Source organism: Streptomyces sp. NPDC058470, assembly GCF_042721055.1.
In the GTDB taxonomy this organism is placed as follows: domain Bacteria; phylum Actinomycetota; class Actinomycetes; order Streptomycetales; family Streptomycetaceae; genus Streptomyces.
This window is the reverse complement of sequence record NZ_JBHXMF010000112.1, coordinates 1-14302: the sequence shown is the minus strand read 5'-3', so window position 1 is coordinate 14302 and position 14302 is coordinate 1. Positions and strand designations below refer to the sequence as shown.

Annotated in this window: 11 protein-coding genes; 3 read left to right on the top strand and 8 right to left on the bottom strand. The window is 69.8% G+C overall.

What is annotated here, in order from left to right; translation table 11 throughout:
• Positions 1–126: 126 nt before the first annotated feature.
• From gap to ACFWP7_RS41765, 8 genes are all read right to left on the bottom strand, one after another.
• The gene (gap, locus tag ACFWP7_RS41800; RefSeq protein ID WP_384393635.1) at positions 127–1131 is read right to left on the bottom strand and encodes a type I glyceraldehyde-3-phosphate dehydrogenase; all 1005 of its coding nucleotides are present in this window, start codon (positions 1129–1131) and stop codon (positions 127–129) included.
• Between the two features lie 190 nt (positions 1132–1321).
• A complete protein-coding gene (locus ACFWP7_RS41795; protein ID WP_384393632.1) occupies positions 1322–4273 on the bottom strand; it encodes a M14 family zinc carboxypeptidase in 2952 nt (983 codons plus the stop codon).
• A 575-nt stretch (positions 4274–4848) separates the two neighbouring features.
• Positions 4849–5838, bottom strand: coding sequence for a DNA-binding protein WhiA (gene whiA / locus ACFWP7_RS41790; protein ID WP_365428073.1), 990 nt, complete (start codon positions 5836–5838; stop codon positions 4849–4851).
• Positions 5829–6899 carry a uridine diphosphate-N-acetylglucosamine-binding protein YvcK gene (yvcK, locus tag ACFWP7_RS41785; protein ID WP_384393628.1) on the bottom strand — a complete coding sequence of 357 codons (1071 nt, stop codon included), beginning with the start codon at positions 6897–6899 and terminating at the stop codon, positions 5829–5831. The genes whiA and yvcK overlap by 10 nt, the downstream gene beginning before the upstream one ends.
• A complete protein-coding gene (rapZ, locus tag ACFWP7_RS41780; protein WP_384393625.1) occupies positions 6896–7957 on the bottom strand; it encodes an RNase adapter RapZ in 1062 nt (353 codons plus the stop codon). The genes yvcK and rapZ overlap by 4 nt, the downstream gene beginning before the upstream one ends.
• Complete coding sequence (gene uvrC, locus ACFWP7_RS41775) at positions 7954–10026, bottom strand: excinuclease ABC subunit UvrC (RefSeq protein ID WP_384393622.1); 2073 nt, start codon at positions 10024–10026, stop codon at positions 7954–7956. Before uvrC ends, rapZ begins: the two co-directional genes overlap by 4 nt.
• An 83-nt stretch (positions 10027–10109) precedes the next feature.
• Complete coding sequence (locus ACFWP7_RS41770; protein WP_384393619.1) at positions 10110–10781, bottom strand: response regulator; 672 nt, start codon at positions 10779–10781, stop codon at positions 10110–10112.
• Positions 10782–11317: 536 nt separating this feature from the next.
• On the bottom strand, positions 11318–11545 hold the full coding sequence (locus ACFWP7_RS41765) for a hypothetical protein (RefSeq protein WP_384393616.1): 228 nt from the start codon (positions 11543–11545) through the stop codon (positions 11318–11320).
• 116 nt (positions 11546–11661) lie between these two features.
• Between ACFWP7_RS41765 and ACFWP7_RS41760 the strand changes: the two genes are divergently transcribed.
• The 3 genes from ACFWP7_RS41760 to ACFWP7_RS41750 all read left to right on the top strand — a co-directional run bounded on the left by ACFWP7_RS41760 (position 11662) and on the right by ACFWP7_RS41750 (position 14220).
• Positions 11662–12093: a hypothetical protein gene (locus ACFWP7_RS41760; protein ID WP_384393613.1), complete on the top strand. Its 432-nt coding sequence runs from the start codon at positions 11662–11664 to the stop codon at positions 12091–12093.
• Between the two features lie 594 nt (positions 12094–12687).
• On the top strand, positions 12688–13044 hold the full coding sequence (locus ACFWP7_RS41755) for a response regulator (protein ID WP_384393611.1): 357 nt from the start codon (positions 12688–12690) through the stop codon (positions 13042–13044).
• 228 nt (positions 13045–13272) lie between these two features.
• Positions 13273–14220 (top strand): hypothetical protein, encoded by a 948-nt coding sequence (locus tag ACFWP7_RS41750; protein ID WP_384393608.1) that lies wholly within the window; start codon positions 13273–13275, stop codon positions 14218–14220.
• Positions 14221–14302 lie beyond the last annotated feature (82 nt).

Genomic DNA, 14302 nt, shown 5'->3' with positions numbered 1-14302 from the left:
ATATTGGTTTTTTTGTTGTGTGGGGTGGGGTTGTTTTTTGTTAACCGCGCCCGGCCCGCGGGGGGGCGCCCCCCCCCCCCGGCCCCCCCCCCCCCCTGACTCACATCGAGTTGCCTGCTCCGGGACTTAGAGCTGGCCGCCGACGAAGACCGTGAGGTCGACGAGGCGGTTGGAGTAGCCCCACTCGTTGTCGTACCAGCCGATGATCTTCACACTGTTGCCCTGCACCATGGTCAGGGAGGAGTCGAAGGTGCAGGAGGCCGGCCAGCCGACGATGTCCGAGGAGACGATCGCGTCCTCGGTGTAGTCCAGGTAGCCCTTCAGCTCACCCTGGGCGGCCTTCTGGAACGCGGCGTTGACCTCTTCCTTGGTCACCACGCGCTCCGTCTCGACGACCAGGTCGGTGACGGATCCCGTCGGAACCGGCACCCGCATCGCCATGCCGTTGAGCTTGCCCGCCAGCTCCGGGATGACCACGCCGAGAGCCTTGGCCGCACCGGTGCTCGCCGGAATGATGTTCTCGGCGGCGGCACGGGCGCGGCGCAGGTCCTTGTGCGGGAAGTCCTGGAGACGCTGGTCGCTGGTGTAGGCGTGGACCGTGGTCATCAGGCCCGAGACGATGCCGAAGTTCTCCAGGAGAACCTTGGCCATCGGCGCCACACAGTTGGTGGTGCAGGAGGCGTTGGAGATGATGTGGTGGTTCGCCGCGTCGTACTTGTCCTCATTGACGCCGAGCACGATCGTGATGTCCTCGTCCGAGGCCGGAGCCGAGATGAGGACCTTCTTGGCGCCGCCCGCGATGTGCTTCTCGGCGTCGGCCTTCTTGGTGAAGATGCCGGTCGACTCGATGACGATGTCGACGCCCAGCTCACCCCACGGGATGTCGGCAGGGTTGCGCTCCGACAGCACCTTGATGATGTGGCCGTCCACGGTGATCGTGTCGGCGGTGTGCGTCACCTCGGCCTGGAGGCGGCCCAGGATGGTGTCGTACTTCAGAAGATGAGCGGTGGTCGCGGTGTCACCCAGGTCGTTGACAGCCACGATCTCGATGTCAGCACCCTGCTTCAGCAGCGCGCGGAAGTAGTTACGACCGATGCGGCCAAAGCCGTTGATGCCTACGCGGATCGTCACGAACCGATCTCCTCGTTGGTACGCCGGCTCAGATGCCGGCGAGTTGTATGGGATGTCCCCGACCGCCTACGACCCTACCTCCCTGAGGCTTCCGGCATGACATCGAGATGCCCTATACACGGCAGGGCGGTCCGTACCCACCAGTAGGGGTATGGACCACCCTCCGTGTTCACACGACTGTCACGCGGAGTCAGCCGCGCAGTGCCGCCAGAGCCTTCCCGACGAGGGCCGTGCGGTCGGCCGCCGCGGTGACGTGCTCCAGGCCGAAGCCCAGCAGCACGGTGTCGTCCGTGGTGATCGCTCCGTATGTCTTGAAGAGCTCACCGGAGAGCCCCCAGTCCTTGATGACCGCGGGGCTGCCCGCGGGCGGTCCGGGGACGCTCCAGGCGCCGAGCGAGGTCTCGAAGCCCTCGACCGGGCCGGCCGTGCCGCCGATGACGACGGTGGCGTTGTCGGCGAGGACACCGTGGCCGCCCGAACCCGGGTCGGTGATGTAGCTCAGCGACACCTCGACCGTCTTGCCCGCGTACGCGGAGAGGTCGAAGTTGACCTCCTGCCATCCGTCGGAGGCTCCGGTGAAGCTGTTCCAGGACCCGCTGGTGCCCGTGGGTGTGCAGGCGGTCGAGCCCAGCGTCAGATAGCGCGTGAGGGCGGGGTGCGCCTTCACGAAGTACCCGGCCTCGCACTCGACGGGTACGGCCGTGCTGGTGGCGCCACCCTTGTCCGGGAGCGTCGTCCAGTCGTCGGCCCCGACCGTGTGGGCCTCGAGCACGGCGTGGTCGTAGGCCTCCTCGGTGTCCCACAGGAGCTGGGTGCGCAGGGTGGGCGCTTCGGCCGCGCTCACTCCGGTGAGGTCGATGGTGCGGGTGAGACGGTTCCAGGCGTAGTCGGAGTGGGTGACGGCCGCCATGGACGCGCCTTCGTAGGGCCCGTACGGATTGACGGTCCCCGGGTACTGTCCCGCGCCCGCGCTCGTGAACTGGGGGTACGTGGTGGCGGGCAGGTTGTCCGAGGTGACGCTGTACGACCCCGCCGCGTTGAGCGGGTTGCCGGGCGCGCCGGCGAGTGCTCCGGTGGTGCCGGCGAGCGCTCCCGAGCCGGTGAAGGCGGTGGCGCCCGGAGTGCTCGTACGGGAGTAGGCGCCCAGGTAGTACTGGCTGAAGTCGTTCGTCAGGGCGCCTGGGAGAGCGACGCTGCCGCCCGCCTGCTCGCCCGCCTCGATCAGCTTGCCGCCCTCGTTGAGGTAGGCGCGCAGTTGGAGCTGGGTGGTGTAGCCGGGCCGGTCGGCGCCGGTGTAGTGGACGACCGTGTCGAAGTGGCCGAGCACACCGAGCGCGTCAGGCGCACCCTGTGTGGCGACGTCCCAGACGAGGGGCTTACGGCCGTTGGCCTTGAGCGCGTCGACGTACGTCTGGGTCTGGGCGGCGGCGGTGGTCTCCTCGGCTACCACGAGGGTGTCGGCACGGGGCCGTTCGGCGATGGTGTAGGTGAAGTGCTCGCTGGAGGTGGGCTTTCCGCTCTTCGTCTCTCCGGTGAACCAGACCTCCACCTTGTCGCCCGGCTCACCGTCCTGGACGAGGGCGCGGTACTCGTCGAAGTAGAGGTTGTCCTCGCCTCCGTAGGTCTCGCCGCCCTCCCACGGCTTGAGCGCCTGGTCCCACGTACGGCCGCCGTTGACGCGGTACTTGAGCTCCTTGTCACGCACGGACTTCCGTACGACGACGGAGACTTCCTGGTCGGCGCCGCGGGAGTACGAGGTGGAGAAGGCGGCGGGCGTGAAGTCGGCCGCCTGGAGGCCGAGCGAGGAGGACGGCTGGTCGGGGTGGGCCGCGGTCTCGGCGACGGAGAGCGCGAAGGGGATGTTTTTCGCGAACTCCTGCTGGATCAGCTTCTCGTCGTCCGGGAAGGTGAAGACCGAAGCGCAGTCCGCCGCGTTCCAGGCGTCGTTCGGGTCGAGGTTCGACGCGGTCTGGCAGGTCGACATCTCGGGCGTGTACATCGCCAGGCCGTTGACGTTGGAGGCGTGGCCGTCGGCCTCACCGTTCGTCGTGTAGAGCTCGGAGGAGACCTGCGGGCGGTAACCCGGGATCGCGGGGTTCTCGGGCGTACCGGCAAGGGACTTGTACAGCACGTCGTCCGGACTCGGGGTCGCCACCTGCCAGCCGACTCCGTAGAGGATCAGCTCGGCCGCCGAGTGGTAGTTGATGCCGTACGTGAAGCCGATGCGCTTCTCGAAGGCGTCCATTGCCTTGGTCTCGGGCTCGGAGCCGGCGCTCGCGCCGCGGTAGGTCTCACTGGTGGGGTTGGGCGACGAACCCTCGTTGTCGTAACCCCACTGGTAGGCAAAGTTGCGGTTGAGGTCGACGCCGTCGCCGGTGGTGATGACGCCGTCGCCGTTCACGTCACGCAGGTTCTTGCGCCACTGGCGGTCGCCGGCCGGGTCGAACGTGTAGTCGTAACCGTCGGGGTTGGCGGAGATGACGAACCACAGCTCGGTCGTGTCGACGATCTTCTTTATGCGCTTGTCCGTCGAATAGTTGTCCAGGTAGTAGTGCATCAGACGCCGCGTCATCTCCGGCGTGATCCACTCACGGGCGTGCTGGTTGGACATGTACAGCACGGCCGGCTTGGCGCCGTCCTTGGTCTTCGTGGCGCCCTTGGTCAGTTTGAGCGCCAGGATGTCCTGCCCCTGGAGGGTCTTTCCGATGGAGACGACCTTGGTGAGGTCGGGGTTCGCCTGGCCGGTCTTGACGATCTCCTCCTGGAGATTGCCCGCTCCGCTGTACGGGCGGTACACACCGTCAGCGGCCGCCTCGACGCGCGCCTCCGCATTCGCCGAGATCTTGTACTCGGTGAGGTCGACGCCCTTGTCCTCCAGTTGCCCCGCCTGCTTGTCGGTGAGGTAGACCTCGACCTGGGCGGTGCCCTTCGCCGGAACCTGCTCGCCGAGTTCGTGGGCGTCCTGACCCGCCGCCAGCAACAGAGGTACCTGCTGCTGTGTGACGTCGGCGTGGAACACCTTGACGGCGTCCGCACCCGGGTCGGCCGAACGGCCGCCCTCCGCCTGAGCGATGGGCGCCAGACTCGCCCCGCCCAGCATGAGTGCAGCTATGGCGAGGATCGATCTCGCTCTTCGTCTCATGAGCCCCCCTTGCATTTGTCCGGCACATCTGTGCGCAGACGCCAGGCTGGTCATCCTCCATGATCATGTCAAGACGGCCACAAGGACCGGCAAACCGCCGCTGGTGCCGGACTCGGCACCAGCGGCGTCAGGCATGAACGACGGGCTCAGGCGGGCCAGTTGTCCGCAGGGGGCCAGAACGCCGGTCTGTACGACCGGTTCGGACCGCTCGTTTGTCCGAGCGGACGGAGGTGGACGGGGCACCCGTGGGGGTCGACACGGACAGGGCATCCGCCCGGGCCGAGACGGTCAGGACGTCCGCGCGAGCCCAGACGGTCAGGACGTCCGCGCGAGCCGGCACGGTCAGGACGTCCGCGCGAGCCGACACGGACAGAACGTCCGCGCCCAGACGGCCACGTCGCCCGCGCGAACCTCAGACGGCCACGTCGCTCGTACGAGCCAATGCGGACAGGACGCCCGTACGAGCCCAGACGACCACAGTGTCCGCGCCGTCCGCGCCGTCCGCGCCGTCCGCGCCGTCCGCGCCGTCCGCGCCGTCCGCGCGAGCTTCAGACAGCCCCGTCGCCCGTACGAGCTCAGACGGCCATGTTGTCCGCCATCTCCTCGGTGAGGTTCGACTCCGTCCCGGGGATACCGAGGTCCTGGGCCCGCTTGTCGGCCATCGCCAGCAGACGGCGGATACGGCCGGCCACGGCGTCCTTGGTCAGCGGCGGGTCGGCGAGCGCGCCCAGTTCCTCCAGGGAGGCCTGCTTGTGGTCCATGCGCAGCCGGCCGGCGGCCGCGAGGTGCTCCGGCACCTCGTCGGCGAGGATCTCCAGGGCCCGCTGCACCCGGGCCCCGGCGGCGACGGCCGCGCGGGCCGACCGGCGCAGGTTGGCGTCGTCGAAGTTGGCGAGCCGGTTCGCCGTGGCGCGGACCTCGCGGCGCATCCGCCGCTCCTCCCAGGCCAGCACCGACTCGTGGGCCCCGAGCCGGGTGAGCAGCGCCCCGATCGCGTCGCCGTCTCGTACGACCACCCGGTCCACGCCACGGACCTCGCGGGCCTTGCTCGCGATCTGGAGCCTGCGCGCGGCGCCGACCAGGGCGAGCGCCGCCTCGGGGCCGGGGCAGGTCACCTCCAGGGAGGAGGAGCGGCCCGGCTCGGTGAGCGAGCCGTGCGCCAGGAACGCCCCGCGCCAGGCCGCCTCGGCGTCGCAGGTGGCCCCTGAGACCACCTGCGGGGGCAGCCCGCGGATCGGGCGGCCCCGGCCGTCGACGAGCCCCGTCTGCCGGGCCAGCTGGTCGCCGCCCGCGACGACGCGCACGACGTAGCGGGAGCCGCGGCGCAGGCCGCCGGGTGCCATCACGATCAGTTCGGAGCTGTGGCCGAAGATCTCCAGAATGTCCCGCTTCAGCCGGCGCGCCGCCATCGCGGTGTCCAGCTCCGCCTCGATCACAATCCGGCCGCTCACCAGGTGGAGGCCGCCGGCGAACCGCAGAATGGCGGAGACCTCCGCCTTTCTGCAGCAGGTCCGGGTGACGGGGAGCCGGGAAATCTCATCCTTCACCGCTGCCGTCATCGCCATGGGCCGATCCTTCCATGCATCCGAAAAATACGGTCGTACGCGGCGGCCAACAGCTCCGGGTCGTGCCTCGGGCTACCGTCGGTCCGGGCCACCGGCGCCAGCTCGACCGCGGCGCCGAGCCGCTTGGCGGCATCGGTGAGCAAATCGCGGTCGGGCACGGCGGCCTCGTCGGCCAGCACCACGTCCAGGGCGAGTTTAGGGGCGTGTCGTCCCAAAACCTCCAAATGACGCTGCGGAGAGAAGCCATCGGTTTCTCCGGGCTGCGGCGCGAGGTTCAGGGAGAGCACCCGGCGGGCCTTCGTCTGGATGAGCGCGTCGAGCAGTTCGGGCACCAGCAGGTGCGGGATCACCGAGGAGAACCAGGAGCCGGGGCCGAGCACCACCCAGTCCGCGTCCAGGACCGCGGCGACGGCTTCGGGGACGGCCGGCGGGTCGTGCGGCACGACGTGCACGGACTGCACCTCGCCGGGGGTGAGCGCCACGGTGGCCTGACCGCGCACGGTGTCGACGTCGTCGGGCCGGTCCGGGTCGTGTCCCTTGACCAGGGCCTGGAGCTCCAGGGGTACGGCGGACATGGGCAGCACCCGGCCGTGCGCGCCCAGCAGTCTGCCGACCAGGTCCAGGGCCTGGACATGGTCGCCGAGCTGCTCCCACAGGGCGACGATCAGCAGGTTGCCCACCGCGTGCTCGTGCAGGTCGCCCTTGGACTGGAAGCGGTGCTGGATGACCCGGGCCCAGGTCTGGCCCCAGTCGTCGTCGCCGCAGAGGGCGGCCAGGGCCTTGCGCAGGTCACCGGGCGGGAGCACGCCCAGCTCGTCGCGCAGGCGCCCGCTGGAGCCGCCATCGTCGGCCACGGTGACGACGGCCGTGAGGTCACCGGTGATCCGGCGCAGCGCGGCGAGCGAGGCGGACAGGCCCATGCCGCCGCCCAGGGCGACGACCTTGGGCTGGGCGCCGCGGCGGCGCGGCTTGGCACCGCGCGCCACGACGGGCTTGCCGCCCTGGCCCTCGGCGGCAACCCGGCGCAGCCTGCTCAGCCGCAGAGCGGCACGTCCGGTCACTCGCGACCCATGTCCCGGTGCACGACCACGGTCTCCACGCCCTGGGAGACGAGGCGGGCGGCGAGCTTCTCGGCGGTGGCGACCGAGCGGTGCTTGCCGCCGGTGCAGCCGACCGCGATGGTCACGTACCGCTTGCCCTCACGGCGGTATCCGGCCGCGATGAGCTGGAGCAGCTCGGCGTAGCGGTCGATGAACTCCTTGGCGCCGGGCTGGTTGAAGACGTACGCCGAGACCTCCTCGTTGAGGCCGTTGAAGGGGCGCAGCTCCGGAACCCAGTGCGGGTTGGGGAGGAAGCGCATGTCCACCACCAGGTCGGCGTCGACCGGAAGGCCGTACTTGAAGCCGAAGGACATCACGGTGGCCCGCAGCTCGGGCTCCTCCTCGCCCGCGAACTGGGCGTCCATCTTGGCGCGCAGCTCGTGCACGTTCAGGCTGGAGGTGTCGATCACCAGGTCGGCGTCGCCGCGCAGCTCGCGCAGCAGTTCGCGCTCGGCGTCGATGCCGTCGACGATGCGGCCGTCCCCCTGGAGGGGGTGCGGGCGGCGTACCGACTCGAAGCGGCGCACCAGGGCCTCGTCCGAGGACTCCAGGAAGACGATCCGCCGGGTGACGTGCTTGGACGCCAGGTCGGCGAGCGACTCGCGGAGGTTGTCGAAGAAGCGGCGGCCTCGTACGTCGACGACGACCGCGATTCTGGCCACGTTGCCCTGGGAGCGGGCGCCGAGCTCCACCATGGTGGGGATCAGCGCGGGCGGCAGGTTGTCGACGACGAACCAGCCGAGGTCCTCCAGACACTTGGCTGCCGTCGACCGTCCGGCGCCGGACATCCCAGAGATGATCACCAGCTCGGGGATGGCGGCTTCGGGCACCGCGACCGTCTCCATCGTCGTACTCTCCTGTGGGCTGTCGGGGGCGTCCGTAGCGCCGTCTGGCTGTGCTTCGTGTTGTTGACCGTCGCCGGGCTGTGACGGGCGTGCTTGACCGTCACCGGGCCGTGGTTCGTGTTCTTGCGCGTCGCCGGTATGTGGTTGGCGTTCTTGGCGTTCGTTCTCGGTCATGTCTCCTGCCCCCGTCGCTTGTCCGAGGCGCCCGCGGATACGGGCTCCTCCGGGGAGCTCGCCGTCGTTTCGGGCGCCCCGTATTCCTCGTCTTCCATGATCTCTCCAGTCGCCATGTTCACGGCGGGGGCGACCGGGGCCGCCTGGGCCAGGGCCACGGCGATCGTCTCGGCCGTTTTACGGCCTATGCCGGGAACCTCGCAGATCTGGTCGATTGTCGCGGATCGCAGCTTCTTCACCGAACCGAAGTGTTTGATCAGCGCCTGCTTGCGCGTCTCGCCGAGCCCCGGCACCTCGTCGAGGGGGCCCGACCTGAAGCGCTTGGCCCGCTTGACGCGCTGATAGGTGATCGCGAAGCGGTGCGCCTCGTCACGGACCCGCTGGAGCAGGTACAGGCCCTCGCTGGTGCGGGGCAGGACCACCGGGTCGTCCTCGCCCGGCAGCCACACCTCCTCCAGCCGCTTGGCGAGACCGCATACGGCGATGTCGTCGATGCCGAGCTCGTCGAGAGCCTTCTTGGCTGCGGCGACCTGCGGCTGGCCACCGTCGACGACGACGAGCTGCGGGGGGTAGGCGAAGCGCTTGGGGCGCCCATCGTCCTCGGTGAGCGCGGCCTCGCCGTCCGCCCACTCCCCCGTCTTCTCCTTCTCCGCGATGTAGCGCTTGAAGCGGCGGGCGATCACCTCGTGCATGGACCGGACGTCGTCCTGCCCCTCGCCGTGCCAGACCTGTGTGTCTCCGACGCGGCCCTTGATCTGGAAGCGCCGGTACTCGCTCTTGCGCTGGAGTCCGTCCTCGAAGACGACCATCGACGCCACGACGTCGTCGCCCTGGAGGTGGGAGATGTCGTAGCACTCGATCCGCAGCGGCGCGCTGTCCAGGTCGAGGGCCTCGGCGATTTCCTCCAACGCGCGCGAGCGGGTGGTCAGGTCGGAGGCGCGCTTGGTCTTGTGCAGGACGAGGGACTGCTGTGCGTTGCGGCGCACCGTCTCCATGAGCGCCTTCTTGTCGCCGCGCTGCGGGATACGCAGCGAGACGTTCGATCCGCGGCGCTCGGTCAGCCACTCCTGGACGGGCTCCGCCGGGTCGGGCAGCGCCGGGACGAGCACTTCCTTGGGGACGGAGTCGCCCGTCTCCTCGCCGTAGAGCTGCTGGATCGCGTGTTCGACGAGATCACCGGTGGTGACGGCCTCCACCTTGTCCGTGACCCAGCCGCGCTGGCCGCGCACGCGTCCGCCGCGCACGTGGAAGATCTGCACGGCCGCTTCCAGCTCGTCCTCCGCGACGGCGACCAGGTCGGCGTCGGTCGCGTCGGCGAGCACGACCGCGCTCTTCTCCATGGCCTTCTTCAGGGCCTCGACGTCGTCGCGCAGCCGGGCCGCCCGCTCGTACTCCATTTCGTCGGCCGCGTCCGTCATCTGCTGTTCGAGGCGGCGGATGTACGTCCCCGTACGCCCGGCCATGAAGTCGCAGAACTCCTCGGCCAGATCCCGGTGTTCGTCGGCGGAGACGCGCCCGACGCAGGGGGCCGAGCACTTGCCGATGTAGCCGAGGAGGCAGGGGCGGCCGGTGCGGACGGCGTTCTTGAAGACGCCGGCGGAGCAGGTGCGCACAGGGAAGACGCGCAGCAGCAGGTCCACGGTGTCGCGGATCGCCCAGGCGTGTCCGTAGGGACCGAAGTAGCGCACGCCTTTGCGTTTGTGGCCGCGCATCACCTGTACGCGCGGGAACTCCTCGTTCATGGTCACCGCGAGGTACGGATAGCTCTTGTCGTCGCGGTACTTGACGTTGAACCGGGGGTCGAACTCCTTGATCCAGGAGTACTCCAGCTGGAGCGCCTCGACCTCCGTGGACACGACCGTCCACTCCACCGACGCGGCGGTGGTGACCATGGTGCGGGTGCGCGGGTGGAGGCTCGCCAGGTCCTGGAAGTAGTTGGCCAGGCGCTGGCGCAGGCTTTTCGCCTTCCCGACGTAGATCACCCGGCGGTGCTCGTCGCGGAATCTGTACACCCCGGGAGAGTCCGGGATCTGTCCCGGCTTGGGGCGGTAGCTGGAGGGGTCGGCCATGTCTCACACCCTACTGGCGGGGGCTGACACCGCGTCGTGCTCCCGGCTCCCGCCTGTGGACAGAACGCGGAGATGGGGACCTCTCAGCGCGACTCCAGGAACGTCAGCACGGCCAGCACGCGGCGGTGGTCGTCGGAGGCCTCCGGAAGGTGCAGTTTGCCCAGGATGCTGCGGACGTGCTTCTCGATGGTGCCCTCGGTGACCCACAGTCGGCGGCCGATGCCCGCGTTGGAGCGGCCCTCGGCCATGAGTGCGAGGACCTCCCGCTCGCGGCTGCTGAGGAAGGACAGCGGGTCGTCGCGCCGCTGGGCCGCGAACAGCTCGCGCACCAGGGAGGGGTCGACGACCGAGCCGCCCCTGCGGATCCGGTCGAGCGACTCGATGAACTCGTCCACGACTGTGACCCGGCTCTTCAGGAGGTACCCGACCTTGTGGCCGCCGGCCAGCAGTTCCAGGGCGTCCTCGACCTCGACATAGGCCGACAGGACCAGAATGCCGGTGGCGGGGTGACGCTCACGGATCGTGCGGGCCGCCTTGAGGCCCTCGGTCGAGTGATGGGGCGGCATTCTTATGTCGACGATCGCCAGGTCCGGGCGTTCCTCGGCGACGAGTTCGAGGAGTCGTACGGCATCACCGGCCTGTCCGGCCACCTGGTAGCCGACGCGCTCGCAGAGACTTGCGAGCCCCTCTCTGAGCAGAACATCGTCGTCGGCGAGAACGACCCGCCCCTGCGGGAGCTGCTGATTGGCGTCCATGGCCCCGGCTTCCCCTGGCCCGGCCCCTGCGGCACGGTGCGCCTCCAACAGCCTGCCGGAACCTGGGCGGTTACGGCTAGCCGGAAGCGGAATTGGGGGCTGCCCGTGACGACACCCGGACCTCGCGGAGCCATGCTCGAACCAGTGCAGGAGCAAGGCACCGGTCGTCCCGGGCGAGGGACGGCGGGTCAAGCGGTGGAAGGGCAGCGGGAGATGCGGCGGACACGGATCGAGAAACGACGGCGGTCGGTCCGTGTCCGCCGGTACGACGACGAGGTGGGCTCCTTTCGCGAAGCCCTCGACCCGCGGGACCCCGACATCGTGCGTGCCAAGGGCCTGCGGCTCGCGGCACGAGGCGGCGCTGCCTGCCGATAGAGGCGCCGACACAGGGCAAATGCCTGTCCCAAGACCTGGTGTCTGCCTCCCCTGAACCCGGACGGCTGCCTCTCCGTCCGAGACCGACCGCCCGGCGCGTACACACGTCACCGAGTCCAAGGCCCCCCCTATTGGACCCCCTCCGTGTACGCCCCGGGCGGTCACCTGTCCACCGCGTGGAGTCGGTTCTCCAGGGACCTGAGGACGCCGCTGATGTCGGTGTGCCCCTCGTGGCCTGAGGCGGCGTCCTCCGCGGCCGTGAAGGCGCGGTCGGTGGCCCGACGGGCCGCGTCCCGCTCGGCCGCCGTTTCCGCCCGCTGCGGGGCCGCCTCGGCGAGCACCTCGGCGAGACGTTCGCGGGCGACCGCCTCTTGGAGTCCGGCCGTCACGAAGGACACCTCGGTCGACGCCTGGAAGTCCTGGATGGCGCGCGCCGCTCCACCGGGCCAGCGCCGAGACGACGGTGAAGGCGCGCAGTGCGGCGACCGGCAGCAGGACGAGCAGCATGAGCTTGGTGCCCACCCGAAGCCGCGCGAGCAGCGGTGAGCGGGCCTGCGCCACGCGCGCTGGGTGCCGTCGGCGGGTGCGCCGCCCACGCCGGGAGGGCTGCTCATGGCCCGTCGTCCGGGTAACCCTGGTGGTCGGCCGGATCACTGTCGATCTCGCGGACCGCCTGGTCCAGTGCCGCCCCGACCGGGGCACCATCGACGACGATCTTCGCGAAGGCCTGGGTGACGGCCTTGGGGAGGCCAAGGTCACGGCGGGGTGGGCGGGCGTCTGCGAGCGCGGTCGCGCGACGGTCCTCAGCTGCTGGATGAACAGGTGCTCGATACCGCCCGCCGCGACGGCCGGGGAGATCCTCACCGCGCCGTTCGTCGCCGGGATCGCCCCGTTCGCCTGCGTCATACGGCGGATGTGGCCGGGTTCCAGCAGATGAGCGAGGAGGCGACAGACCGCGTCGCCGTCGGTGGTGCCGGTGATGGCACCCCGCTGCCAGCACCCCGTACCGGCGACCGTGCCCTCGCCGAAGTCGGGCAACGGGACGGTCCTCACCTCGCCGGGGAACGCCTTCGTGTACTCGCCGTACATCCAGTGCCCGACCCAGGAGATCGAACCGCGCCCCTTCGTGAAGGCCTTGTCGTCCGTGTCGGGGTCGAACAGCCCCTCCTTGGACCCACCCTGCGTGCTGGTGAGCAGGTCCGGCAAGTCGCCCCCGGCGGCCGCCGAGTCGACCGGACCCGTACGCGCCCCGGAACGCTTTCCGTCGCGCTCTCCGCCGCCGACGCCAAGCAGGCCCGCGCAGAGACGGGGAAGAACGGGCGCGGGGCTCGCCTTCGTTCTCGTCGGAGCAACATCATCGTGCACCCCTGTCCGACCGACAGGACACGGCCGCCCAGGGCATCGTCACGCTACCGCGCGTGACTCGCCACTGCTCTCCGTGAGCACGGATCTCCCTTTCGGGTCCAAAGGACTTCACCTCTTTCCGGCTAGCTGCAAGGCGCACCGGACAACCCGTTGGGAAGCTTTCAGCATGTCCATGCGCTGTCTCCTCGTCGACGACAGCGCCCGGTTCCTGGAGGCTGCGCGCGCCCTGCTGGAGCGTGACGGGGTGCAGGTCGTCGGTGTCGCCTCGACGGGCGCGGAGGCCGTCGTGCGGGTCCGTGACCTGGCCCCGGACGTCGTCCTGGTCGATCTCGACCTCGACGGCGAGAGCGGCTTCGACCTGGCGCGGCGGCTCGCGGGCGGCGTGGCCGCCGTGATCCTGATCTCCACGCACTCCCTGGAGGACTTCCAGGAACTCGTCGCCGCCAGCCCGGCCCGCGGCTTCCTCCACAAGTCGGCGCTTTCGGTGGGGGCGATACGAGAGCTGTTGGGGCGTGAGGATTAGGAGACTACTGGGACACAAGGGTCGGCAGGGGTTCAGGCGACTCCTGGGGCGCGTTGCGCATCAGGTGTTGTCGCGGCTTGGCCAACACGCTTCAATGCGGTGGAACTTGAGGCTGCGAACGGCGACACGCGCGCGTGAAACAGACCCCGCGCGCCGCCACGGCGGCACCGACCACCCGCACGAGCGGCCTGACCAGCCGTTGTGAGCATTCATAGAAAGGCCCCCTGCATGCGGCACGGCACACAGCACGCGGACCTCGCCACGGCGGAACTGGAGACGGCCCTGCGTGGCGGGCCCTTCCATATCGCACTGCGCGCCGCGATCGCCGCCCGCGGACTTCCCCTGCAGCGGGTACAGCACCACCTGTCGCGCTACGGGGTCAAGGTTGGGGTGACCAGCCTGAGTTACTGGCAGCAGGGCGCCCGCCGCCCGCAGCGCCCCGAGTCGCTGCGCGCCGTCCGCGCCCTGGAGGAGATCCTCCAACTCCCGGACGAGTCACTGATCCGGCTGCTCGCCAAGGCCGAGGAGCAGTCCGTCCCGGACCGCTCCTCGGGCCATTCCTACCGCGCTCTCGTGGAGGCCTCCGGCGTCCTGGAGCGGCTCCTGGACGAGTTGGACTCGCCCCTCGAAAGCGGGCTGCACACCCTCGGTCATCACGAATGCGTACGGATCGGCGCCCAGCGCGAGCTGGTGGGCCGCGAGTCGCACCACATAGTGCGCGCCCACAAAGAGGGCGTGGACCGCTATATGGCCATCCACCACGGCGACCCGGGGTGCGCTCCGGAGCGGATGGCGGTGCACGCTCTGGAGAACTGCCGTACGGGGCGGGTGCGTTGGCACCAGGAGACCGGGGTCCTCGTGGCCGAGCTGCTCTTCGACACGCGGCTGCGCGCGGGCGACACGTATCTCTTCCGCTACGGCTTCGACGACGGCACGGCCGGGGCGTCCAGCGAGTACGTACGCGGATTCAGCTTCGCGGGCGGGCAGTACGCCCTCCAGGTGCGGTTCACCGGGGAGACCTTGCCCGTGCGATGTCACCGGTTCACGCAGCACTCGGCGGCGGCGCCGCGCAGCGGCCGCCAGGAGCTGACGCTGAGCGGTCACCACGGCTCGGTGCACCTGGTCGAGCCACGGGTGCGGTCGGGGATCCTGGGAATCGAGTGGGCCTGGGGGTAGGCGCCCTCGCTCACTGGGCAAGGCGAGCCGGCAAGGCGGGAGAAAGAGTCGGGGGGGGGGGGGGGGGGGTTATGGGGAATTA